This is a genomic window from Streptomyces sp. NPDC059785 (assembly GCF_042732375.1).
GTDB lineage: Bacteria > Actinomycetota > Actinomycetes > Streptomycetales > Streptomycetaceae > Streptomyces.
In genome coordinates, this window is sequence record NZ_JBHWHV010000005.1 from 42,704 (window position 1) to 66,491 (window position 23,788).

The following is a 23,788-nucleotide window of genomic DNA, read 5'->3' on the forward strand; positions in this document are numbered from 1 at the left end:
CATGAATGATCCGGTGGGCGGTACGGACGATCCGGTGCGTGCCTGGCGTCGGCTCGCCGACGGCTCCGTCCTGCTCGACGGCTTCCACGCTCTCAAGCACGCGGTGCGCTTCAAGGCCCGCATCCCGGTGGCCGTCACCACCGACCGCCGTGCGGTGCTGGCCCTGGCCGACGAACTGGCGCCGGACGTCCGGGAGGCGGTCGACGGGCTGCTGGCCGAGGTCCCGGAGACGGCGCTGCGGTCCCTGGTACCGCGTCCGCATCCGACCGAGGTCGCCGCGCTCGCCGTACGCCCGTCCCGGGAGGGCCATCTCGAGGCGCTGGCGAGCCCGGCGCGGACGGCGCCCGTCGTCGTGCTCGACCAGCCCAGGAACCTGGGCAACGCGGGGGCCGTGATCCGGCTCGCCGCCGGTTTCGGGGCGACCGGGGTGATCACGACGGGGCCGCTCGACCCCTGGCATCCCACGGTGGTGCGCGGCGGGGCGGGACTGCACTTCGCGACCGCGGTGGAGCGGCTGACGATGGCCGAGCTGCCGCCGGGGCCGCTCTTCGCCCTCGATCCGGAGGGCGAGGACATCCGGGGGCTGAAGCTGCCGGACGACGCCGTGCTCGCCTTCGGCTCGGAGCGCAGCGGCCTGACCGCCGAACTGCGCGAACGCGCCGATCACCTGGTGTCCCTGCCGATGCGCCCCCAGGTCTCCAGCTACAACCTCGCGACCAGCGTGGCCATGACGCTGTACCACTGGAGTGCCTTCGGGGGCGCACCCGTCTGAAACTCCCGGAGGGGGCCCGCCCGCGGGCTCACGCCTCCTTGCGCACCTCCACCACCCGGAAGCGGTTCGCGACGAAGGCTCCGTCGCACAGCGCCGCGTTGGCCGCCGCGTTGCCGCCCGAGCCGTGGAAGTCGGAGAACGCGGCCGTCTGGTTCACGTAGACGCCGCCCGTCAGGTTCAGCGAGAGCTGGGCGCACTCCTCCAGGCAGACGTCCTGGACGGCCTGTTCGACCTCCCGGGACGTGGTGTGCGCGCCGACCGTCATCGCGCCCTTGTCGGCGATGGTGCGGCGCAGCAACTCGACGCCGGCCGCCGCCGAGTCGACGGCGACCGCGAACGAGACGGGGCCGAAGCACTCGCTCATGTAGGCGGCCTCGTCGTCGGGCTTGGCGCCGTCGAGCTTCACGATCAGCGGGGTGCGCACCACGGCGTCCGGGAAGTCGGGGTTGACGATCTCCCGGGAGGCGAGGGCGACTTCGCCGAGGCCGGTCGCCGTCTCCAGCCTGGCCTTGACGTCCGGGTTGACGATGGCGCCGAGGAGGGCATTCGCGCGGGCGTCGTCGCCGAGGAGGCCGTCGACGGCGCGCGCGAGGCCGGAGACCACCTCGTCGAAGGACTTGGGGCCCTCGTCGGTGGTGATGCCGTCGCGGGGGATCAGCAGGTTCTGCGGGGTGGTGCACATCTGGCCGCTGTACAGGGACAGTGAGAAGGCCAGGTTGGCCAGCATGCCCTTGTAGTCGTCGGTGGAGTCGACGAGCACCGTGTTGACGCCGGCCTTCTCCGTGTAGACCTGCGCCTGGCGGGCGTTGGCCTCCAGCCAGTCGCCGAACGCCGTGGAACCGGTGTAGTCGATGACGCGGATCTCGGGGCGGACGGCCAGCGTCCTGGCGATGCCCTCGGCGGGGCGCTCGGCGGCCAGCGCGACCAGGTTCGGGTCGAAGCCCGCCTCGGCGAGCACCTGGCGGGCCGCCTGGACGGTGAGCGCCAGCGGCAGCACCGCGCGCGGGTGGGGCTTCACCAGGACCGCGTTGCCCGTGGCGAGGGAGGCGAACAGGCCCGGATACCCGTTCCACGTCGGGAAGGTGTTGCAGCCGATCACCAGGGCGACGCCACGCGGCACCGGGACGAACCGCTTGGTCAGGACGAGCGGGTCGCGCTTGCCCTGGGGCTTGCTCCACTGAGCCGTGTCCGGGGTGCGGACCTGCTCCGCGTACGCGTACGCCACCGCCTCCAGGCCGCGGTCCTGGGCGTGCGGGCCGCCCGCCTGGAAGGCCATCATGAACGCCTGGCCGCTGGTGTGCATGACCGCGTGGGCGAACTCGTGCGTGCGGTCGCTGATCCGCTTGAGGATCTCCAGACAGACCACGGCCCGGACCTCCGGGCCCGCGTCGCGCCAGGCGCGCTGCCCCGCCCTCATCGCGGGCAGCAGCACGTCGAGGTCCGGGTGCGGGTAGGTCACGCCCAGCTCGACGCCGTACGGCGAGGTCTCGGCGCCGACCCAGTCGTCCGTGCCGGGCTGGTCCAGGTCGAGCCGGGTGCCCAGGAGGGCGTCGAAGGCGGCCTTGCCCTCGGCCGGGCCCAGGCTGCCGTGCTCCCCGTACGCCTTGGGGTGCTCGGGGTGCGGGGACCAGTACGCGCGCGTGCGGATGGCCTCCAGCGCCTGGTCGAGGGTGGGCCGGTGCTGCGCGACCAGGGCGGACGCGGTGGGTTCGGCGGCCATCAGGGACCAACTCCTCGTTTCCGGAGCTCTTCGTCGAGCTCGCGAGCTGGGCAGGACGGGTCGGACAGGGTTAGAGTAACCGAACGATCGGTCGGGACAAGGGGGTCCGCCGTATCTGTGGAAAACGTCGTGCGGGAGGATCGCGAGCATGACAGCACTCGACCTCGGCAGCCCCGTGGCGGTCGTCGGCACCGGCACCATGGGCCAGGGCATCGCACAGGTCGCGCTGGTCGCGGGGCACCCCGTGCGCCTCTACGACGCGGTGCCGGGACGCGCCGGGGCGGCGGCCGAAGCGATCGGGGCCCGCCTCGACCGGCTCGTCGAGAAGGACCGGCTCGGCGCCGCCGACCGGGACGCCGCGCGCGCCCGGCTGCACCCGGCGGACGAGCTCGCCGAGCTCGCGGACTGCGCCCTGGTGGTCGAGGCGGTGCTCGAACAACTCGACGTGAAACAGCGTCTGTTCCGCGACCTGGAGGACGTCGTCGGCGAGGACTGCCTGCTCGCCACGAACACCTCGTCCCTGTCCGTCACGGCCATCGGCGGCGCGCTGCGCAGCCCCGGCCGTTTCGTGGGGCTCCACTTCTTCAACCCTGCGCCGCTGCTGCCCCTGGTGGAGGTCGTCTCCGGCTTCGCGACCGACGTCACGTCGGCCACGCGCGCGTACGAGACGGCACGGGCCTGGGGCAAGACCCCGGTCGCCTGCGCCGACACCCCGGGCTTCATCGTCAACCGCATCGCGCGCCCCTTCTACGCCGAGGCCTTCGCGGTGTACGAGTCCCAGGCCGCCGACCCCGCCACGATCGACGCGGTGCTGCGCGAGTCGGGCGGTTTCCGGATGGGCGCCTTCGAGCTGACGGACCTGATCGGGCAGGACGTGAACGAATCCGTCACGCACTCCGTGTGGCAGGCGTTCTTCCAGGACGTACGGTTCACGCCCTCGCTCGCCCAGCGGCGGCTGGTCGAGTCCGGCCGGCTCGGACGCAAGACGGGCCACGGCTGGTACGCGTACGGGGACGAGGCCGAGCGGCCCGAGCCGCACACCGCGGAGCCGGCCGCGCCGCCCGCGTACGTCACCGTCGAGGGCGACCTCGGACCGGCCTCCGAACTCCTCGGCATGATCCGCGAGGCGGGCATCCAGGTCCGCGAGGAGGACGAGGACAACGGCACCCGGCTGGTGCTGCCCGGCGGCGGTCAGCTCGCCCTCGCGGACGGCCAGACGTCCGTCGAGTTCAGTGACGTCGTCTACTTCGACCTGGCCCTGGACTACCGCAGGGCGACCCGGGTGGCCCTGTCCGCCTCGCAGGACACCGCGCCCCGGACGGTCGCCGAGGCCATCGGTCTCTTCCAGGCCCTCGGCAAGGACGTCAGCGTCATCGGGGACGCCCCCGGGATGATCGTCGCCCGGACGGTGGCCCGGATCGTCGACCTCGCGCACGACGCCGTCGCCAAGGGCGTGGCCACCGAGGAGGACATCGACACCGCGATGCGCCTCGGGGTCAACTACCCGCTGGGCCCCTTCGAATGGAGCCGGCGGCTGGGCAGGACCTGGGCGCACGATCTCCTGGAGGAGCTGAACCTGCGCGAGCCGGGCGGCCGCTACGCGCCCTCGCTGGCGCTCTACCGCCACGGACACGCCGCGGACAAGCGGGAGGGCACCTCATGACCACGGCCAAGCGCGACACGTACACCCCGGAGACGCTGCTCTCCGTCGCCGTCCAGGTCTTCAACGAGCGCGGCTACGACGGCACCTCCATGGAGCACCTGTCCAGGGCGGCCGGCATCTCCAAGTCCTCGATCTACCACCACGTCGCGGGCAAGGAGGAGCTGCTGCGGCGGGCCGTGAGCCGGGCCCTGGACGGCCTCTTCGGGATCCTGGACGAGGACCGCGCGCGCGAGGGGCGCTCCGTGCGGCGCCTGGAGTACGTGGTGCGGCGCATGGTCGAGGTGCTCACCGCGGAACTGCCGTACGTGACTCTCCTGCTGCGGGTGCGGGGCAACACGGACACCGAGCGCTGGGCGCTGGAGCGGCGCCGGGACTTCGACCACCGGGTGGCCGAGCTGCTCAAGGCGGCGGCGGCCGACGGCGACGTACGGGCCGACGTGGAGGTCAGACTCGCGACCCGGCTGGTCTTCGGGATGATCAACTCGATCGTGGAGTGGTACCGCCCCGACGGGCGCGGCATGGGCGAACGCGAGGTGGCCGAGGCGGTCACGCGGCTGGTGTTCGGGGGCCTGCGGAACGAGGACTGAGGCCGTCCGCCGCGCCCCGGGGCGCGGCGGTCACTCCTGCGGTTCCAGGTCCTCCTCCTCGAAGACCAGCAGCGTGCGGGTGCTCAGGACCTCGGGAATGGCCTGGAGGCGGGTGAGCACCAGCTCGCGCAGCGCCCGGTTGTCCGGGGTGTGCACCAGGAGCAGGACGTCGAAGTCGCCGCCCACCAGGGCGATGTGGGCGGCCCCGGGCAGCAGGCGCAACTGCTCGCGCACCGTGCGCCAGGTGTTCTGCACGATCTTGAGCGTGATGTACGCCGAGGTGCCCTGCCCGGCGCGTTCGTGGTTGACGCGCGCTCCGAAGCCGCGTATCACGCCGTCCTCCATGAGGCGGTTGATACGGGCGTAGGCATTGGCCCGTGACACGTGCACCCGTTCGGCCACGGAGCGTATCGAGGCGCGGCCGTCGGCCTGGAGCATTTGCAGGATGTCCTGATCGATGGCGTCCAGCGGACGGGCCGGTGGAAGGCCGGTACCGTCGCCATGCCCCTCGGCCATTTGTTCAGGTGCCATGTCCCCCCGCCTCCTTACCATGGACGTACTGCGTCCATCTCAGGATGTGCAGGACCGTTTGTCCACAGCCTGGCGGTGCCTGTAGCCAAAATGTGCCGACGACCGAACAATCGGTAGGTGAGGGGCGTCACACGGGGCGCCCCTCTCCAGCCACTCCCCTGAGGAGGTGCCGTCATGACGGTCATGGAGCAGCGGGGCGCTTACCGGCCCACACCGCCGCCCGCCTGGCAGCCCCGCACCGACCCCGCGCCGCTGCTGCCGGACGCGCTGCCCCACCGCGTCCTCGGCACCGAGGCCGCCACAAAGGCCGACCCCGGCCTGCTGCGCCGCCTGTACGCGGAGCTGGTCCGCGGCCGCCGCTACAACGCGCAGGCCACCGCGCTCACCAAGCAGGGCCGTCTCGCCGTCTACCCCTCGACCACCGGGCAGGAGGCGGCCGAGGTAGCCGCCGCGCTCGTCCTCGAGGAGCGCGACTGGCTCTTCCCCAGCTACCGGGACACGCTCGCGGCCGTCGCCCGGGGCCTGGACCCCGTACAGGCGCTGACGCTGCTGCGCGGCGACCGGCACACCGGATACGACCCCCGTGAGCACCGCATAGCGCCCCTGTGCACCCCGCTCGCCACCCAGCTCCCGCACGCCGTGGGCCTCGCGCACGCCGCCCGGCTCAAGGGCGACGACGTGGTCGCGCTCGCCATGGTCGGCGACGGCGGCACCAGCGAGGGCGACTTCCACGAGGCGCTGAACTTCGCGGCCGTGTGGCAGGCCCCGGTGGTCTTCCTGGTGCAGAACAACGGCTTCGCCATCTCCGTCCCGCTGGCCAAGCAGACCGCGGCGCCCTCCCTGGCCCACAAGGCCGTCGGGTACGGGATGCCGGGCCGCCTGGTCGACGGCAACGACGCGGTCGCCGTGCACGAGGTGCTCGCCGAAGCCGTGCGCCGCGCGCGCGAGGGCGGCGGTCCGACCCTCGTCGAGGCCCTGACGTACCGCATCGACGCCCACACCAACGCCGACGACGCCACCCGCTACCGGCAGGACGCGGAGGTCGAGACCTGGCGCGGGCACGACCCGATCGCCCTCCTGGAGCGCGAACTGACCGAGCGCGGGCTGCTCGACGAGGACGGCATACGGGCCGCCCGCGAGGACGCCGAGGCGATGGCGGCGGACCTGCGCGAGCGCATGAACCAGGACCCTGCGCTCGACCCGATGGACCTCTTCGCGCACGTCTACGCCGAGCCGACGCCGCAACTGCTGGAGCAGCGGGCTCAGTTGCGGGCCGAGCTGGACGCGGAGGCGGACAACAGGCACGGGACGGGGCACCACGGGACGGAAGGGGCCGGGCGATGACGACGGTTGCCCTCAAACCGGCCACCATGGCGCAGGCGCTCGGGCGCGCACTGCGCGACGCCATGGCGGACGACCCGGCGGTCCATGTCATGGGCGAGGACGTGGGTACCCTCGGCGGCGTCTTCCGGGTCACCGACGGGCTCGCCGAGGAGTTCGGCGAGGACCGCTGCACGGACACGCCGCTCGCCGAGGCGGGCATCCTCGGCACGGCCGTCGGCATGGCCATGTACGGGCTGCGCCCGGTGGTGGAGATGCAGTTCGACGCGTTCGCGTACCCGGCCTTCGAGCAGCTCGTCAGCCATGTCGCGCGGATGCGCAACCGCACCCGCGGGGCGATGCCGCTGCCGATCACGATCCGGGTCCCCTACGGGGGCGGCATCGGCGGCGTCGAGCACCACAGTGACTCATCCGAGGCGTACTACATGGCGACTCCGGGGCTCCATGTCGTCACGCCCGCGACGGTCGCCGACGCCTACGGGCTGCTGCGCGCGGCCATCGCCTCGGACGACCCGGTCGTCTTCCTGGAGCCCAAGCGCCTGTACTGGTCGAAGGATTCCTGGAACCCGGAGGAGCCGCGGACCGTTGAACCCATAGGCCGGGCGGTCGTGCGCCGTCCGGGCCGAAGCGCCACGCTCGTCACGTACGGGCCGTCCGTGCCCGTCTGCCTGGAGGCGGCAGAGGCGGCGCGGGCGGAAGGGTGGGACCTGGAAGTCGTGGATCTGCGCTCCCTGGTGCCGTTCGACGACGAGACGGTGTGCGCGTCGGTCCGGCGGACCGGGCGGGCGGTCGTCGTGCACGAAGCGGGTGGCTACGGCGGACCGGGCGGAGAGATCGCCGCGCGGATCACCGAGCGGTGCTTCCACCACCTGGAAGCGCCGGTCCTGCGGGTGGCCGGGTTCGACATCCCGTACCCGCCGCCGATGCTGGAGCGGCACCACCTGCCCGGTGTGGACCGGATCCTGGACGCGGTGGCGCGGTTGCAGTGGGAGGCGGAGAGCTGATGGCCCAGGTGCTGGAATTCAGGCTGCCCGACCTCGGGGAGGGGCTCACCGAGGCGGAGATCGTCCACTGGCTCGTCCAGGTCGGCGACGTGGTCGCGGTGGACCAGCCGGTCGTCGAGGTGGAGACCGCCAAGGCGATGGTCGAGGTGCCGTGCCCCTACGCGGGCGTGGTCACCGCGCGCTTCGGTGACGAGGGCACCGAGCTGCCCGTCGGCGCACCGCTGCTGACGGTGGCGGTCGGTGCGTCCGCGGAGACCCCGGCGGCCCCGGCCTCCCCGGAGGGCGACGAGGGTTCCGGCAATGTGCTCGTGGGCTACGGCACGGGGGCGGCGCCCGCACGTCGCCGCCGGGTGCGGCCGCCGCAGCCGGCACCGGTCCGCCGGCACGGCGGCGCCGCTCCCGCGCGGCCTCACGACGGGGCCCCCGGACGGCCTCAGGACGGCGCTTCCGGGCACGGGCGCGACGACACCTCCGGTGCCTCCGGGCGGCCGTACGACGGCGTTCCCGCGCGGCCTCACGACGGCGCACCCGTGGCATCAACCTCGTCGGCTTCGACCGTGACGGCGGAGCCGTGGGAAGCGGACGGTGGCGGTGATTTCGGTGCGCCGGGTGCGGGGCCGGTGCCGGTGATCTCCCCGCTCGTGCGCCGGCTGGCCCGGCAGAACGGGCTCGACCTGCGGGAGCTGGACGGATCGGGACCGGACGGGCTGATCCTGCGGGCGGACGTCGAGTACGCGCTGCGGGCCGCGGCCGGGCGGGCGGCCACGCCCGTACAGACGCCCGTGCCCGCGCCCGTACAGGAACGTGTGCCCGCGTCCCTACCGGCCGTGCCGGCGACCGTACCGGGGTTCGACGCGGACTCCGTCTCCACGGCGGCCGGTCCGTCCGGAGCGGACGGCGGTACTCGGATTCCGCTCAAGGGCGTTCGCGGTGCCGTGGCCGACAAGCTCTCCCGCAGCCGGCGCGAGATACCCGAGGCGACCTGCTGGGTGGACGCCGACGCGACGGAGCTCATGCACGCGCGCGCGGCGATGAACGCGGTGGGCGGCCCGAAGATCTCGCTGCTGGCGCTCCTCGCCCGCATCTGCACGGCGGCCCTGGCCCGTTACCCGGAGCTGAACTCGACGGTCGACACGGAGGCCCGCGAGATCGTCCGCCTCGACCGGGTGCACCTGGGCTTCGCCGCGCAGACCGAGCGGGGACTCGTGGTGCCCGTCGTACGGGACGCCCACGCGCGCGGCGCGGAGTCGCTCGGCGCGGAGTTCGCACGGCTCACCGAAGCGGCGCGGTCCGGCACGCTGACGCCCGGGGAGCTGACCGGCGGCACCTTCACGCTGAACAACTACGGCGTCTTCGGAGTCGACGGTTCCACCCCGATCATCAACCACCCCGAGGCGGCCATGCTCGGCGTCGGCCGGATCGTGCCCAAGCCATGGGTGCACCAGGGCGAGCTGGCGGTGCGGCAGGTCGTACAGCTCTCGCTCACCTTCGACCACCGGGTCTGCGACGGCGGCACGGCGGGCGGCTTCCTGCGCCATGTCGCGGACTGCGTGGAACAGCCGGCGGTACTGCTGCGCACGCTGTAGCTGCCGGGAAGTACCCCGAAGCTGCCGGGAAGTACCCGAAGCTGCCGGGAAGTACTCCGGAGCTGCCGGGAAGCGGTACTGAGCTGCCGGGAAGCGGTACTGAGCGGCTGGAAGCAGCATCTTCGGGCGCTCATACTCGGGGGATGACCGCGTACGAGCCCGCGTACGAGCCCTCGGACGGACCCGGTGTCTCCGGTGTCTCCGGCGTCCCCGGTGTCACCGGCGCTACTGGTGTCAGCGGCGTCACCGGCGTTCCCGTCGTTCACGATGCCGTCGTTCACGATGCCGTCGTGCTGGCCGGCGGGGCCGCGCGGCGGCTGGGCGGTGCCGACAAGCCGGGGGTGCGCGTGGGCGGGCGGGCGCTGCTCGACCGGGTGCTCGCCGCGTGCGCCGATGCCGCGACCACCGTGGTGGTCGCCGAACCGCGGACCACCGCGCGGCCCGTGCGGTGGGCGCGCGAGGACCCGCCCGGCGCGGGCCCGGTCGCCGCCCTGGAGGCCGGCCTGCGGCAGACCACCGCCGAGTACGTCGTCGTCCTCTCCGCCGATCTGCCGTTCCTCGGCGACGGGACGGTGCGGCGGCTGCTGACGGCGCTGCGCCCGGAGAGCGGGTCCCGTGCCGTGGACGGCGTCCTGGTCACCGATCCCGACGGCCGGGACCAGCCGCTCGTGGCCGCCTACCGCGCGCGGGCGCTGCGCCGGGAGCTGGACGCGCTGGCCGCCGGGCACGGCGGCGCCCTGACGGGACTGCCCCTGCGGCGGCTGACCGCCGCGCTCGATCTCACCCGTATCTCCGACCCTGTCGCGTCCTTCGACTGCGACACCTGGGACGACATCGCCGCCGCTCGGTCACGCATCAGGGAGCATGGGCACGTGTTGGATGAATGGATTTCCGCAGTCAAGGACGAGCTGGGCATCGAGCTGGACGTCGACACCGGCGTTCTGCTCGATCTCGCCCGCGACGCCGCGCACGGGGTGGCCAGGCCCGCGGCGCCGCTGACGACGTTCCTGGTCGGGTACGCGGCAGCGCAGGCCGAGGGCGGGCCGGAGGCGGTGGCCGAGGCGGCCCGCAAGGCGGCGGCGCTCGCCCTCGCCTGGGCCGAGGAGGACGCCGCCGACGCCGGGCCGGGCGCCCGCCCGGACGCCGGATGACGGCCGCCCGCGGCACCCGGGCGGGCCGGCCGGACGGCGAGCTCACGACGGCCGAGGAGCTCGCCCTGGCCGAGGACCTCGCCATGGACGAGGCCATCGCCCTGGTCAGGGGGGACGGCCCGACCACTCCTGCCACCTCGACCACTCCCGCCACCCCGACCACTTCTCCCGCCCCGACGACTTCCGCAGCCCCTGCCGCCCCGACCGCCTCCACCAGCGACTCGGTGCCGGAGCCGGAGCCGGAGCCGGAGCCGGAGCCGGAGCCCGTCCTGGGGCTGGAGCCCGTCCCGGGGCCGGGGCGCGAGGAGTCGAAGAAGGAACCGCGGCCGACGCCGGGGTCCGCACCCGGTGGCGGGCAGCCACACGCACGACGAGGTGCACGGCACGGCCACCACAGAGCCGCCGCCACCCCCTGGCCCGAGGCGCGTGCCGTCGCCGCGCGCGCGGGAGGTGGCCGTGCGCGCCGCGCCCCCGTCTCCGTACCGCTCGACGCCGCCCTCGGGCTGACCCTCGCCGCGCCGCTGACGGCGCTCACGGATCTGCCCTCCTTCGACACGTCCGCGATGGACGGGTGGGCGGTGGCGGGGCCGGGCCCCTGGACCGTACGGGCGGAAGGGGTGCTCGCCGGGCATGCGGAACCGGCGGCGCTCACCGACGGCGAGGCGGTACGCATCGCCACTGGGGCGCGGATCCCGCAGGACGCCACCGCCGTACTGCGCAGCGAGCACGGGTGCCTCGACGACAGGGGGCGCCTGCACACGGCGCTCCCCGCGCCCTCAGGGCTCACGCACGGGCAGGACATCCGGCCGCGGGGCCAGGAGTGCCGCAGCGGCGATCAGCTGCTGCCGGCCGGTGCCCTGGTCACCCCGGCCGTGCTGGGGCTCGCCGCGGCGGCCGGGTACGACACGCTGGCCGCCCTGCCCCGGCCGTGCGCCGAAGTGCTGGTGCTCGGTGACGAGTTGCTGACCACGGGGCTGCCCCGGGAGGGGCTGATCCGGGACGCGCTCGGCCCGATGCTCCCGCCCTGGCTGCGCGCCCTGGGCGCGGACGTGACCGACGTGCGCCGGCTCGGCGACGACGCCGAGGCCCTGTACCGGGCGATCAGCGGTTCGGACGCCGACGTGATCGTCACGACCGGCGGTACGGCCGCGGGCCCCGTCGACCACGTGCACCCGATCCTCGGACGCCTGGGCGCCAAACTCCTCGTGGACGGGGTCGAGGCGCGCCCCGGCCACCCCATGCTGCTGGCCCGCGTCAAGGAGGGCCAGCACCTCGTCGGCCTGCCCGGCAACCCCCTCGCCGCCGTCTCCGGGCTGCTCACGCTCGCCGGTCCGCTGCTGCGCGTGCTCGCCGGGCGCGCGGCGCCGGAGCCGTACACGCTGCCGCTCGGGGAGGACGTGCACGGCCACCCGTACGACACCCGGCTGGTGCCCGTGGCGCTGCGGGCCGGACTGGCCGTGCCGCTGCACTACAACGGTCCCGCCATGCTGCGCGGCATCGCGGCGGCCGAGGCCCTGGCCGTCGTCCCGCCGGGCGGCGCCCGGTCCGGCCAGGAGCTCGAACTTCTGGACCTGCCGTGGTCGTTCACCGGAACCGGGATCTGAACCGGGACCTGGACCGGGACGCGGGCCTGGACCGGGACGCGGGCCTGGACCGGGACGCGGGCCTGGACCTGAACCGGGATCTGGACCGGGACCGGGACCGGGACCGGGACCTGAAGGGGACGGAATCCGTACCGGCCTCGGTCGGTTCTCAGGCGTCCCGCACGCCGGAGTAAGCCTGCCGGATGGTGATCAGCCGGTCGCCGGCCTGGAGCGGGGCGACGTCCGGATCGGCGTAGTCGATCAGCTTTTTGTGCCGTACGACGGCCACGACCAGGTCCGGGCACTCGCGCGGGGAACGGCCGATCTCCCGCCTGGCGACCGGGCGTTCGGCGAGATCGAGGCCGCGGCCGTAGGTCATCAGCCCTTCGAGCACGTCCGCGGCGTGCGGGCTGGCCATCGACACGCCCAGTAGCCGGCCGGCCGAACTGGAGCTGGTGACCACCATGTCGGCGCCGCTCTGCTTCAGCAGCGGCACGTTCTCGTCCTCCCGTACCGCCGCGACGATCGTGGCGCGCTTGTTGAGCTGGCGCGCGGTCAGCGTTACCAGCGTCGCGGTGTCGTCGCGCTGCGGGGCGACGATCACCTGGGCGGCCCGCTGGAGTTCGGCCCTGAGGAGAGTGTCGGAACGGGTGGCGTCCCCGAGCACCGCCACCAGCCCGTCGCTGCTCGCCGCGTCGACCGTCTTGCGCTGCGGATCGACGACGACGATCTTCTCCTTGGGGATGCCCTGGCCGCGCAGCGTCTCGATGGCGTGCCGGCCCTTGGTGCCGTAGCCGACGACCACGACGTGGTTGCGCATCCGGGAGCGCCAGCGGTGGATGCGGACCTGCTGGCGGGTGCGCTCGGTGAGGACTTCCAGGGTGGTGCCGACCAGGATGATCAGGAACAGCACGCGCAGCGGCGTCACGACCAGGATGTTGACCAGCCGGGCGGCGTCGCTGACCGGGGTGATGTCGCCGTAACCGGTGGTGGAGAGGGTGACGGTGGCGTAGTACGCGGCGTCGAGGAGGTCGACCGGGCCGTCGGAGTTGTCGTTGTAGCCGTCGCGGTCGACCCAGACCAGCAGGGTGGTGAACGCGAGGACCAGCAGCGCCATGGCCAGCCGGCGCAGCACCTGCTGGAGCGGCGGTACGCCGCCCTCCTCGGGCAGGACGATGGAGCGGCCCGCGTCCGCGTCGTCCTTGGCCTCGGAGCGCGACCGGTACCAGAGCGACCGCAGGATCGAGAACCGGCCCGTCCCGCCGAGCCCGCCCGCGCCGCTTCCCCCGCCGAAGGGTCCGCTTCCCCCGCCGAAGGGTCCCTTTCCTCCCCCGAAGGGTCCGCTCCCTCCCCCGAAGGGTCCGCTCCCTCCTCGGAGGGGCGCGTTCCCGCCGAGTGACCCGCCCGTCCCGGGTGCGTCCCGGCCCCGCGCGTCCGTCGCGGGTACGGCTGGCCGGGGCGGAGGTTGTTGCCCATCCTTCATCGCGATGCTCCCGAGGCTAGGTGTCCGACGGGCGTCCGGCGGTCGGCGCCTGCACCATGCTGACGGATCTTGTCACCCGGTGTGGGTAACGTCGGTGCGGGTGACGTTCGCCTAATTCCCTGGAGGATCGCTGTGCGTGACCACACCGTCGTCGTCGGATTCGGCACCAAGGGCCGGTCGGCCGTACAGACCGTCTGTGCCACGGGCCTGAAGAAGAACCAGGTCGTTGTGGTCGACCCGAACTCCAAGACGATCGACGCGGCGACGGCCGAGGGGTTCGCGGGGGTCGTCGGGGACGCGACCCGCAGCGATGTGCTGCTGCGCGCCGAGGTGCAGCGGGCCCGGAAGATCATCGTCGCCACGCAGCGCGACGACACGGCGGTCCTGGTCACGCTGACCGCCCGGCAGATAAATCCCGACGCGAAGATCGTGGTCGCGGTGCGCGAGGAGGAGAACGCGCCGCTGGTGCGCCAGTCCGGCGCCGACGCGGTGATCACCAGCGCCAGCGCGGCCGGCCGGCTGCTCGGCCTGTCGGTGCTCAGCCCCAGCGCGGGCATGGTGATGGAGGACCTGATCCAGCAGGGCAGCGGGCTCGACATCGTGGAACGGCCGGTCATAAAGGCCGAGGTCGGCAGAGGCGTGGGCGAGACCGACGACCTGGTGGTGAGCGTCGTACGGGGCCACCGAGTCCTCGGCTACGACGACCCGGCCATCGGCAGACTGGAAATGACGGACCGTCTCATCACCATCGTGCGGGTTCCGTGAGGCCCGGGGCTCAACACCGTCGTGCGGGTTCCGTGAGGCCCGGGGCTCAACACCGTCGTGCGGTTCCGTGAGGCTGAGGTCGCGGGTCGCTGCCGTGCGGGTTCCGTGAGGCTGGGGTCGCGGGGCACCGTCGGTGTGGGTCCCTGAGGCCGGTTCGCGGGGCTCCGTCGTGGGCGTCCGCTGAGGTCACGGGTCCCAGGAGTAGCCTCGCGGGCATGCGAGCGATCACGATTCCAGAACCCGGTGGACCCGAGGCGCTGGTGTGGGCCGACGTCCCGGATCCCGAGCCCGGCGAGGGCGAAGTGCTGATCGACGTGGTGGCCAGCGCCGTCAACCGCGCCGATCTGTTGCAGCGCCAGGGCCACTACAACCCGCCGCCCGGCGCGTCCCCGTACCCCGGTCTCGAATGTTCCGGGCGGATCGCCGCGCTCGGCCCCGGCGTCACCGGGTGGGCCGTGGGCGACGAGGTGTGCGCGCTGCTCTCCGGCGGCGGTTACGCGGAGAAGGTCGCCGTCCCGGCGGGGCAGCTGCTGCCCGTGCCCGAGGGCGTGAGCATCGACCACGCGGCCTCGCTGCCCGAGGTGACCTGCACCGTCTGGTCCAACGTCTTCATGGTGGCCCACCTCAGGCCCGGCGAGACGCTGCTCGTGCACGGCGGCTCCAGCGGTATCGGCACGATGGCGATCCAGCTCGCGAAGGCCGTCGGCGCGAAGATCGCCGTCACCGCGGGGACCGAGGAGAAGCTGCGGTTCTGTGCCGACCTCGGCGCCGACATCCTCATCAACTACCGCGAGCAGGACTTCGTCGAGGAGCTGAAGCGGGCCACCGACGGCGTCGGCGCCGACGTCATCCTGGACAACATGGGCGCCAAGTACCTGGACCGGAACGTCCAGGCGCTGGCCGTCAACGGACGGCTCGCGATCATCGGCATGCAGGGTGGCACCAAGGGCGAGCTGAACATCGGCACCCTGCTCGGCAAGCGGGGCGCGGTCAGCGCGACCTCGCTGCGCGGGCGTCCGCTGAACGAGAAGGCTGCCATCGTCGCCGCCGTCCGCGAGCACGTGTGGCCGCTGATCTCGGCCGGTCACGTACGGCCGATCGTGGACCGCGAGCTGCCGATGGACCGGGCGGCCGACGCCCACCGGGTCCTGGAGGAGAGCTCGCACAGCGGCAAGGTGCTGCTCGTCGTGCCGTAGCTGTTCGTAACCGCGGGTGCGGGTGCGGGTGGGTGTGCGTGTGCGGGTGCGGGTACGGGTGCGAGCGGCCGGGTCAGCCGCGCCGTACCCGCAGGGCGACGAAGGCCAGCGCCAGGCCGCAGCCGACCAGGACCAGGCCGGTGCCCAGCGGCAGGATGCGCAGCACCGGCTCCTGCTCGGCGGTACGGACGACGGATGTGCCGGCCGGGGCGGGGGAGGCGGGGGCGCGCGTGGTGTCACCGGACGGTTCGGCCGCGCCGCCGTCCGCCGACCCTGGGGACTCGCCGACCTCCCCCTCCTTTCCCTTCTCCGTCCCCCGTTCCCTCTCCCTCTGCTCGGCGGGATGGGCGGGATCGGCGGGGTCGCGGTCCCGCCGGACCGGGTCGGCGTCCTCGCCGTGCGGCGTTGCCCTCTCGCGGCCCGGACGGACCCGGCCCTCGCCCGCGGGGTGTCCGGCCCGGGGCGGGTCGGTGCTCGCGGGCTTCTCCCGGGCCTGCCCGTGCTCCGAGACATCGGACGCGTCGGACCCGTCGGACCCCTCGGTCGAGGACGCTGGGTCGGAGGCCGGGTCGGAGGCCGGGTCGGAGGTGGGGTCGGAAGCGGGTTCGGAGGAAGGCGCGGACGCGGCCGGGGACGGATCCCCCGAGGCGTCGGCCACCGACCCCGCGTCCTCGACGGCCGCCGTCTCGACTGCGGCCCCGGCGGTCGCGTAGGACGAGCCGGTGTCGTACGCCGCTGCACTGCCGTACGACGAAGCGGTGCCGTATGACGAAGCGGTGCCGTACGACGAAGCGGTGCCGTACGGCAGTGCCGCGGCGTGTGGCATCTGGGTGGCGCCGCCGGCCCATGTCAGGGCCAGCAGCAGTCCCAGCCCCGCCACGCGCGGCCCGGGGCCGCCCGCCCGCCGGCTGCGGAGCTTCGGAGTCACGTCGGTGACCCCCTCCCGTGCGGAGTCGCCAAGATCAACGGGATCAGCCTCACACGAGGTGTCGATCCCGGCATCTCGGGCGATTGCCGCGGCCCGTCCGGAGTCGGAGGCCGGCCCGTCCGGAGTCGGAGGCGGGTCCGTCCGGAGTCGGACGATAGCCACCGTTTCGTACACGGTGGATCACCCCGCGCAGGGGGCACCACCGTGGTGAGGTGGACAAGTGCGAGAGAATGGCGGCATGGAGATGCCGAGGAACGAACGGTCACCGGAGAACCCGAACATCCTGGTCGTCGGCCAGGACGGGTTGGCTCTCGGTGGCGCCGGGGACGAGGACTCCCGCGAGATCCCGGTGACGGAGATGGTGGAGCAGCCCGCCAAGGTGATGCGCATCGGCAGCATGATCAAACAGCTGCTGGAGGAGGTGCGCGCGGCTCCTCTGGACGAGGCCAGCCGGGTGCGGCTCAAGGAGATCCACGCCAGTTCCGTGAAGGAGCTGGAGGACGGTCTCGCGCCCGAGCTCGTCGAGGAGCTCGAGCGGCTTTCCCTGCCGTTCACGGACGAGGGGACGCCGAGCGACGCGGAGCTGCGGATCGCGCAGGCCCAGCTCGTCGGCTGGCTGGAGGGTCTCTTCCACGGGATCCAGACCACGCTGTTCGCCCAGCAGATGGCGGCCAGGGCCCAGCTCGAGCAGATGCGCCGGGCGCTGCCGCCGGGCGTCGGCGGCGGCGAGGGGGACGAGGACCCGCACACGGCCGGCCGCCAGGGCGGCCCGTACCTCTGAGCGGCACGGCACCCGCCTACAGCCGGCACGACACCGGACGGCACGGCACCCGCCTACAGCCGATACGACACCCGGACGGCACGGCACCCGCCTACAGCCGATACGACACCCGGACGGCACGGCACCCGCCTACAGCCGACACGACACCCGTACGACACAACGCGACACGACACCTCCAGGCCGCACCGGCCACGGACCCGGTCGCACCGCACACGGACGACGAAAGGGCCCGGCACACCGTGCCCCGGGCCCTTCGCGCGCGTGGGTGTCGCGGACGCGGGCGCTACGCCGGGTCGCCCGTCGACACGCTCAGCTCGATGTCCGGCATGTCCTCCGGGTCGACGTCCGTGCCCGCGGAGGGGAACTGGTCCATGACCGTGCCCTCGCCGTAGGTGTTCTCGTCGACGTTCTTGATCTTCATGGTCCAGCCCGCGGCCTGGAAGCAGGACTTCACCGACTTGATGTACTTGAAGGAGAAGTCCGGGACCTTGATCTTGTCGGGGTCGTTGTACGACTCCTCCGGCTCCGTGCACTCGGTCGACTCGATCGTCTTCGTCTCGTCGGGTCCCTTGTGATCGGCGCCCTCGGACGCCGTTGCGGAGGAGCTGGCCTCGGTGCCGCCGCCCTTGTCGTCGTCGCTGCCCTTGTTCAGGGACAGGGCCGTGACCAGGCCGCCGATCGCGATGAGCGCCACGACGATCGCGCCGATCACCACGGATCTGTTGCTTCTGCGGCCGCCCGGACCGCCGCTGTTCTGGCCCGCGTTGTGCCCGGTGTTGTGCGGCGCGATGTTGTACGGCGGCGGGGTCGAGGTGCCCTGCTGATGGGAGTACGCGGCGGTCTGCGGCGGTGCCTGGTAGCCGCTGTGCTGCGGATAGCCGTACGACGAGTTCGCGGGCGCCGGGGTCGGCGGGCCGTACGGGCCCGGCTGGTACGGGGTCTGCACCGGGCCGGTCGGCGCCGGGGCCGCCTGGTCGACCGGCGGGAAGACGGCCGAGCCGACGCCGGCCCCGCTCGCGGTCTGCGCGCCCGGGACGATGCTCGGGGCGGCGGCCTGGAACGACTGGGCGACGCGCAGGCACTCGTCGCGCATCGCCTCGGCGCTCGGGAAGCGTTCGTTCGGATTCTTCTTCAGCGCGCGGGCGACCAGCGCGTCCACGGCCGGGGGCAGCGAGCGGTTGATCGAGGAGGGCGCGACCGGCTCCTCCTGCACGTGCGCGTACGCGATGGCCAGCGGCGAGTCCGCCTCGAACGGCAGGCGCCCGGTGACCAGTTGGAAGAGCATGATGCCGACCGAGTACAGGTCGCTGCGCGCGTCGACGCCGCGACCGAGCGCCTGCTCGGGCGACAGGTACTGCGGGGTGCCGACCACCATGCCGGTCTGGGTCATCGACGTGACCCCGGACTGCATGGCGCGCGCGATGCCGAAGTCCATGACCTTGACGACGTTGCGCTTCGTCATCATCACGTTGCCCGGCTTGATGTCCCGGTGGACCAGGCCCATCTCGTGGCTGATCTCCAGGGCGGCCAGCACATCCGCGGTGATCTTCAGGGCGCGGTCGGCGGGCATGGCGCCGTAGGCCTGGATGTCCGCGTCGAGGACCGAGCCGAGCGGCTTGCCCTCGACGTACTCCATGACGATGTACGGCGTGGTCAGGCCGTCGAGGTCGTCCTCGCCGGTGTCGAAGACCGAGACGATGTTGGTGTGCGTGAGCTTGGCCACGGACTGGGCCTCGCGGCGGAACCGCTCGCGGAAGGCCTGTTCGCGCCCGAGCTCGGTGTGGAGTGTCTTGATGGCGACCTGACGGTCGAGCACCGAGTCGTACGCGAGGTGCACCGAGGCCATGCCGCCTTCGCCGAGCAGATCCCGCAGTTGGTAGCGCCCGCCGGCGACCGCACGCCCCGCGTACCGGCCCTGTGCGCCGTCCTGGCTCATGTTCTGCGTCCCCCATCGGCGCGGGCGGTAGCGGCTGGTCGGCTCCCGCATTTGGTTCGAATGTCAGTGATCCACGTGCTATTCCCGGCCAAGTCTGCCCGAGGGCACTGACACGTCAAGCTCGGTGCCCGTTCCGTGACCGTACGCGAAAGAAGCGTCGCGCAAGCGTTACAGGGGGCGTACGGCCGGTACACAGGATTTGCACGTGGGCCCCCGCTGCGGGTTTCATGACCGGTCCATCTGGATCCCGATGGATTCCAACTCGAATCGAAGTCGGACCGACGCATTGCGCGGAGCCTGTAGCGTGGCTCGACGGAGACCGTAACAACCACCGCGCAGACCGCGGGCAGAAACGACGGCGAGGACTGATGGCACAGCAGCGCGCTCAGGGCCCGTCCGACCCCGAGGCGAGTGGCGGCGGTATGTCAGACGCGCCGGAGACCTGGGGCAACGGCGGGCTGGTCGGCGACGGCCGTTATCGGCTGACCCGCAGACTCGGCCGGGGCGGCATGGCCGAGGTGTTCGCGGCCGAGGACGTACGCCTCGGACGCACCGTCGCGGTCAAGCTGCTCCGGTCCGATCTCGCGGAGGACCCGGTCTCCAAGGCCCGGTTCACCCGCGAGGCACAGTCGGTGGCGGGGCTCAACCACCACGCGGTCGTCGCCGTGTACGACTCCGGCGAGGACGTCGTCGGCCACGGGGTCGTCCCGTACATCGTGATGGAGATCGTCGAGGGCCGGACGATCCGCGATCTGCTGCTCAACGCCGAGGCCCCCGGGCCCGAACAGGCGCTGATCATCGTCTCCGGTGTCCTGGAAGCGCTCGCCTACTCGCACCAGCACGGCATCGTGCACCGCGACATCAAGCCCGCCAACGTCATCATCACCGACACGGGCGCCGTGAAGGTGATGGACTTCGGCATCGCGCGCGCCCTGCACGGCGCGCAGTCCACGATGACCCAGACCGGCATGGTCATGGGCACCCCGCAGTACCTCTCCCCGGAGCAGGCGCTCGGCAAGGCGGTCGACCACCGCTCGGACCTGTACGCGACCGGCTGCCTGCTGTACGAACTCCTCGCGCTGCGGCCCCCGTTCACCGGTGAGACACCGCTGTCCGTGGTCTACCAGCACGTCCAGGACATCCCCGTACCGCCCTCCGAGGTCGCGCCGTCGTCGCCGCCCGAGCTCGACGGGCTCGTGATGCGCGCGCTGGCCAAGGAGCCGGACGACCGCTTCCAGACCGCCGAGGAGATGCGCGGCCTGGTCCAGTACGGGCTCCAGATGCTGTACGACCAGGGCGGGCACACCGGCACCTGGAACACCGGGCCCGTCGACGCGCACGACGGCCGGCAGACCCCGGCGGCGGGCTTCGCGGGCACGAGCGTGCTTCCCCACCCGGGCGACTCCGGCACCACGCAGATCCCGGCGCCGATTCTGCCCCCGCCCGGTGCGGACGACGGCGGCTTCGAGGGGCACGGCAACCACGGCAGCGGCCGCGGCAAGCTGTGGATCCTCGCCGTCTTCGCGGTGATCGCCATCGCGGCGGGCGTCGCGCTGGCTCTGAACAGCGCGAACGACGAAGGCGGTGGCGGCGCCGGCACCAGCCAGTCGCCCACCTCGACGTCGTCCAAGGAGGACAAGGACCCCAGCGAGAGTCCGAGCGACGACGCCACGGACGAGGCGACGGACGAGGCCACGCAGGAGAACACCGACTCGGGCACCGGCTCGGACTACTCGCCGTCGTGGACGCCGTCCGAGAGCCAGTCCAGCCAGGCCGAGGACGAGCCGACGGGCGACGACGACGGGGACTCGACGACGCCGACGAAGCGGCCGACGTCCTCCGCCCCTTCCACGCCCAGCGACGACGACACCGCGTCGACCGACCCGGTGGGCGACGACGAGGGCACCGACGCCGGCGGCGGCCTGACCGGCTGAGAGGCCGTGTCCGGGCACCTGTGCGAGGCGTTCAGCCCGTGAACGCCTCGCACACCGCCTCGTACTTCCGCGTCCACCACACGGCCAGGGCCGAGGCGGCGGGGAACTGCGGGTCCGCGCGCGTGTCACCGCGTTCGTAGTGCCAGCGCAGTATCCAGAAGTCGTTGAGACGTTCCCACCACACGCGGTGCACGGCGGCCGCGAGCTCCTGGGACGTGGCCCCCGCGGAACGCCGGTACGCGCGCGCGTAGGCCCGCACTTTCGTCAGGTCCAGGGTGCCGACCGGGCGGACGAAGAAGATCACCGCGGCGCGGACCGCCTCCTCGGCGCGCGGCTGGACGCCGAGCCGGTCCCAGTCGACGATCGCCGCCGGTTCGCCGCCGCGGTAGAGCAGGTTGAAGGGGTGGAAGTCGCCGTGCACCCAGCCCACCGAGCCGCCCCGTGCGGGCCGCCGGTGCGCGTGCTGGGCGAGCAGGGCGCGCCGTTCCAGGAGCCGGTGCCCGGCCAGTTCGTCGAAGGCGTCCGACGGGCGGTGCCGGCGGACGAGGGCGAGCAGGTCCTCGATGAGGGCGAAGGTGTCCGCCGGGTCGGCGCCGTCCGCCGGGCGTGCGGGCATCCGGGCGTCCGCGGGCATCACCTGCTCCAGGCAGGCGTGCACGATGCCCAGGAGCGCGCCGAGGCGCCGGCACTGCTCCCGGGAGAGCTGGCCGCCGTGCCGGTGCCGGCCCTCGATCCAGGGGTGCAGGGCGTAGGCGTGGCCGCCGACGACGGTGACCGTGCGGCCGTCGCTGCCGGTCAGCGGCGGGGCGACCGGTACGCCCAGCCCGGCCAGGCGCTGGGTGGCCTGATGCTGACGGACGATGGCGGCGGGGTCGGCGGTCTCGGGGTCGAAGTGGTGCTTGAGGAAGTACCGGCCGCGGGTGGTGCGGAGCCGGTAACCGCGGTTGAGCAGCCCCTGCTCGACGGGTTCGCAGGTCAGCACGGTCCCGGCGGGGTATCGGCGCAGGACGGCACTCAGCGGGGGCGCGTGAAACGCAGGGGGTGGTACAGATGAGCGCAGCACGCGCCAGATGGTAGGGCACCGGACGGGGCGCTGACCTCGCCCTTGTCACAGGCAGTCGTTCTCTGTCACACTGCGTGCCCGCTGTGCCCATTCCGGCCGCCGTGGCGCGAAATACCTCCCCCTGCCCCTGCCCCTGCCCCTGCCCCTGCCCCTGCCCCTGCCCCCTGCGTCTGTTCCTTGTCCCAGAGGTGCGAAGACCTACTTCCGCTCCTCGTCCCAGAGGTGCACGGTGGCGAACCGCGGCTCGATGACCAGGTGGGCCGGGTCGTAGGGCCGGCCGTCGATCAGGCCGGGCGAGGGGCCGAACAGCGCGAGCTGCGCCGGGGTCGGCCGGACGCTCTCGCACCGGCCGACGATCTGCACCGACCAACGGCCCTCACCAGGACGGGCGGTGCCCAGGTTGTCCGAGCCGTAGGCGACGACGGTGCCGGCGCAGGCGCGGTGGTAGCCGCCGCCGTGCATCCGCAGCAGTACGCGGCCGTCCACCACGATGTGGCGGGCGACCGCGAGGACGGGCAGCGCGCGGACGCTGGTGGCGGCCCGGCCGTGCCGGGTGCGGCCGAGCAGGTCCACGGCGAGCTGTTCGGCTGTGGGCATGCCCTCCAATCTGGGGCACGCCCGGCGGACGGAACAGGGGCGGCGGGCCTGTCATCGGGGGCCATAAGTCCTGAGTGAGAGCCTGTGTCATATCTCCGGTCGGATCAGCGTGCGGCGTCTGGTGCGTGCGATCGCAAGGCGCCGGAGCGTCCTCGTAGCGGAGCTACTAGGACGTTTCGGCAACGCGGCGAGCGTGCGTGCCAGGCGTCGCACGCCCGGCCGGGGATATGACACAGGCTCTAAGCCCCGGTCCGTGGAGCACGACGGAACCCCGCCCGTGGATCACGGTGAGCCCCGGTCCGTACGTTGCCGTGAGGATGGTCCGTGGCTCGCGCTCAGGGCTGCCGCTGCCTCCCCGCCTGTACGCGCGCCACGTACGCCGCGGCCTGGGAGCGGCGTTCCATGCCGAGCTTGGACAGCAGGCTCGAGACGTAGTTCTTGATAGTCTTCTCGGCGAGGTGGAGCCGTTCGCCGATCGCGCGGTTGGTCAGGCCCTCGCCGATCAGGTCGAGGATCCGGCGTTCCTGCTCGGTGAGGCGGGCCAGGCGGTCGTCGCCCCCGCCGCTGCCGCCGTCGCGCAGCCGTTCCAGGACCCGGGCCGTGGCCACCGGGTCGAGCAGGGACTTCCCGGCGGCGACGTCGCGGACGGCCGCCAGCAGTTCGGTGCCGCGAATGGCCTTCAGGACATAGCCCGAGGCGCCCGCCATGATCGCGTCGAACAGGGCCTCGTCGTCGGCGTACGAGGTCAGCATCAGGCACTGGACGCCCTCGTCGCGCGAGCGGATCTCGCGGCACACCTCCACGCCGCTGCCGTCCGGGAGCCGTACGTCGAGGACGGCGACCCGGGGCCGGGTGGCCGGAATCCGCACCAGGGCGTCGGCCGCCGTTCCGGCCTCGCCGACCACCTCGATGTCGTCCTCCCCGGAGAGCAGTTCATGCACCCCCCGGCGCACCACCTCATGGTCATCGAGGAGGAATACGGTGATTTTTCCATCTTCGCGCACGCGGACAGTTTCCCACGCGCTTTCCCATACGACCATTCGGTCCGCTTGCGAAAGAGTCTTCCCGTCACCGGGGCGCCCGGGATAACGTGCCGGTGTTCCGGCCCCCTGCAAGGCTGTGACCAGCAAGTGTTCCGGACTTTGCGGAGATGCTTGGAATTCCTAG

Annotated in this window: 20 protein-coding genes and 1 pseudogene; 13 read left to right on the plus strand and 8 right to left on the minus strand. The window is 72.8% G+C overall.

The window, feature by feature from the left end:
* The first annotated feature begins 1 nt into the window (after position 1).
* Positions 2-772 (plus strand): TrmH family RNA methyltransferase, encoded by a 771-nt coding sequence (locus ACFV6E_RS05140; RefSeq protein ID WP_385459463.1) that lies wholly within the window; start codon positions 2-4, stop codon positions 770-772.
* Between the two features lie 28 nt (positions 773-800).
* Here ACFV6E_RS05140 and paaN read toward each other — a convergent pair whose 3' ends face one another.
* Entirely contained in the window at positions 801-2,492 is a 1,692-nt protein-coding gene (gene paaN, locus ACFV6E_RS05145; RefSeq protein ID WP_385459465.1) for a phenylacetic acid degradation protein PaaN, read from the minus strand.
* A gap of 148 nt (positions 2,493-2,640) precedes the next feature.
* On the opposite strand from paaN, the gene ACFV6E_RS05150 reads away from it, so the two are divergent.
* Both ACFV6E_RS05150 and ACFV6E_RS05155 read left to right on the plus strand, forming a co-directional pair.
* The gene (locus ACFV6E_RS05150) at positions 2,641-4,155 is read left to right on the plus strand and encodes a 3-hydroxyacyl-CoA dehydrogenase (protein ID WP_385163321.1); all 1,515 of its coding nucleotides are present in this window, start codon (positions 2,641-2,643) and stop codon (positions 4,153-4,155) included.
* Entirely contained in the window at positions 4,152-4,742 is a 591-nt protein-coding gene (locus tag ACFV6E_RS05155; RefSeq protein ID WP_385163319.1) for a TetR/AcrR family transcriptional regulator, read from the plus strand. Before ACFV6E_RS05150 ends, ACFV6E_RS05155 begins: the two co-directional genes overlap by 4 nt.
* 30 nt (positions 4,743-4,772) lie before the next feature.
* Here ACFV6E_RS05155 and ACFV6E_RS05160 read toward each other — a convergent pair whose 3' ends face one another.
* Positions 4,773-5,273 (minus strand): Lrp/AsnC family transcriptional regulator, encoded by a 501-nt coding sequence (locus tag ACFV6E_RS05160; protein WP_385163316.1) that lies wholly within the window; start codon positions 5,271-5,273, stop codon positions 4,773-4,775.
* A 174-nt stretch (positions 5,274-5,447) separates the two neighbouring features.
* Here ACFV6E_RS05160 and pdhA point away from each other — a divergent pair, with 174 nt between their 5' ends.
* The 6 genes from pdhA (at position 5,448) to ACFV6E_RS05190 (ending at position 12,132) form a co-directional block, all read left to right on the plus strand.
* A complete protein-coding gene (gene pdhA, locus ACFV6E_RS05165) occupies positions 5,448-6,617 on the plus strand; it encodes a pyruvate dehydrogenase (acetyl-transferring) E1 component subunit alpha (RefSeq protein WP_385163312.1) in 1,170 nt (389 codons plus the stop codon).
* Positions 6,614-7,618 carry an alpha-ketoacid dehydrogenase subunit beta gene (locus tag ACFV6E_RS05170; protein WP_385163309.1) on the plus strand — a complete coding sequence of 335 codons (1,005 nt, stop codon included), beginning with the start codon at positions 6,614-6,616 and terminating at the stop codon, positions 7,616-7,618. The genes pdhA and ACFV6E_RS05170 overlap by 4 nt, the downstream gene beginning before the upstream one ends.
* On the plus strand, positions 7,618-9,204 hold the full coding sequence (locus ACFV6E_RS05175) for a 2-oxo acid dehydrogenase subunit E2 (RefSeq protein WP_385459467.1): 1,587 nt from the start codon (positions 7,618-7,620) through the stop codon (positions 9,202-9,204). Before ACFV6E_RS05170 ends, ACFV6E_RS05175 begins: the two co-directional genes overlap by 1 nt.
* Positions 9,205-9,347: 143 nt before the next feature.
* The gene (locus ACFV6E_RS05180) at positions 9,348-10,355 is read left to right on the plus strand and encodes an NTP transferase domain-containing protein (RefSeq protein WP_385163304.1); all 1,008 of its coding nucleotides are present in this window, start codon (positions 9,348-9,350) and stop codon (positions 10,353-10,355) included.
* Positions 10,352-11,959 (plus strand): molybdopterin molybdotransferase MoeA, encoded by a 1,608-nt coding sequence (locus ACFV6E_RS05185; protein ID WP_385459469.1) that lies wholly within the window; start codon positions 10,352-10,354, stop codon positions 11,957-11,959. Before ACFV6E_RS05180 ends, ACFV6E_RS05185 begins: the two co-directional genes overlap by 4 nt.
* On the plus strand, positions 11,932-12,132 hold the full coding sequence (locus tag ACFV6E_RS05190; protein WP_385459471.1) for a hypothetical protein: 201 nt from the start codon (positions 11,932-11,934) through the stop codon (positions 12,130-12,132). The genes ACFV6E_RS05185 and ACFV6E_RS05190 overlap by 28 nt, the downstream gene beginning before the upstream one ends.
* On the opposite strand, the gene ACFV6E_RS05195 is transcribed toward ACFV6E_RS05190, so the two are convergent.
* Positions 12,108-13,178 carry a potassium channel family protein gene (locus ACFV6E_RS05195; protein WP_385163427.1) on the minus strand — a complete coding sequence of 357 codons (1,071 nt, stop codon included), beginning with the start codon at positions 13,176-13,178 and terminating at the stop codon, positions 12,108-12,110. The genes ACFV6E_RS05190 and ACFV6E_RS05195 overlap by 25 nt on opposite strands.
* 363 nt (positions 13,179-13,541) lie before the next feature.
* Between ACFV6E_RS05195 and ACFV6E_RS05200 the strand changes: the two are divergent.
* Positions 13,542-14,186: pseudogene (locus ACFV6E_RS05200) on the plus strand (potassium channel family protein); the annotation flags it as partial.
* A 215-nt stretch (positions 14,187-14,401) separates the two neighbouring features.
* The gene (locus ACFV6E_RS05205) at positions 14,402-15,382 is read left to right on the plus strand and encodes an NAD(P)H-quinone oxidoreductase (protein WP_385163295.1); all 981 of its coding nucleotides are present in this window, start codon (positions 14,402-14,404) and stop codon (positions 15,380-15,382) included.
* Positions 15,383-15,455: 73 nt separating this feature from the next.
* Here ACFV6E_RS05205 and ACFV6E_RS05210 read toward each other — a convergent pair whose 3' ends face one another.
* Complete coding sequence (locus ACFV6E_RS05210) at positions 15,456-16,310, minus strand: hypothetical protein (protein ID WP_385459473.1); 855 nt, start codon at positions 16,308-16,310, stop codon at positions 15,456-15,458.
* Positions 16,311-16,548: 238 nt separating this feature from the next.
* On the opposite strand from ACFV6E_RS05210, the gene ACFV6E_RS05215 reads away from it, so the two are divergent.
* Complete coding sequence (locus tag ACFV6E_RS05215) at positions 16,549-17,091, plus strand: bacterial proteasome activator family protein (protein WP_385163290.1); 543 nt, start codon at positions 16,549-16,551, stop codon at positions 17,089-17,091.
* 283 nt (positions 17,092-17,374) lie between these two features.
* On the opposite strand, the gene ACFV6E_RS05220 is transcribed toward ACFV6E_RS05215, so the two are convergent.
* Positions 17,375-19,027, minus strand: a complete 1,653-nt coding sequence (locus tag ACFV6E_RS05220; protein ID WP_385459616.1) for a protein kinase — start codon at positions 19,025-19,027, stop codon at positions 17,375-17,377.
* Between the two features lie 368 nt (positions 19,028-19,395).
* Here ACFV6E_RS05220 and ACFV6E_RS05225 point away from each other — a divergent pair, with 368 nt between their 5' ends.
* Positions 19,396-20,961 carry a protein kinase gene (locus ACFV6E_RS05225; protein WP_385459475.1) on the plus strand — a complete coding sequence of 522 codons (1,566 nt, stop codon included), beginning with the start codon at positions 19,396-19,398 and terminating at the stop codon, positions 20,959-20,961.
* A gap of 31 nt (positions 20,962-20,992) precedes the next feature.
* Here ACFV6E_RS05225 and ACFV6E_RS05230 read toward each other — a convergent pair whose 3' ends face one another.
* From ACFV6E_RS05230 to ACFV6E_RS05240, 3 genes are all read right to left on the minus strand, one after another.
* Positions 20,993-22,024 carry a phosphotransferase gene (locus ACFV6E_RS05230; protein ID WP_385459477.1) on the minus strand — a complete coding sequence of 344 codons (1,032 nt, stop codon included), beginning with the start codon at positions 22,022-22,024 and terminating at the stop codon, positions 20,993-20,995.
* Positions 22,025-22,222: 198 nt separating this feature from the next.
* Entirely contained in the window at positions 22,223-22,621 is a 399-nt protein-coding gene (locus ACFV6E_RS05235; RefSeq protein ID WP_385163283.1) for a pyridoxamine 5'-phosphate oxidase family protein, read from the minus strand.
* A gap of 335 nt (positions 22,622-22,956) precedes the next feature.
* Positions 22,957-23,625 carry a response regulator gene (locus ACFV6E_RS05240; RefSeq protein WP_385163280.1) on the minus strand — a complete coding sequence of 223 codons (669 nt, stop codon included), beginning with the start codon at positions 23,623-23,625 and terminating at the stop codon, positions 22,957-22,959.
* Positions 23,626-23,788 lie beyond the last annotated feature (163 nt).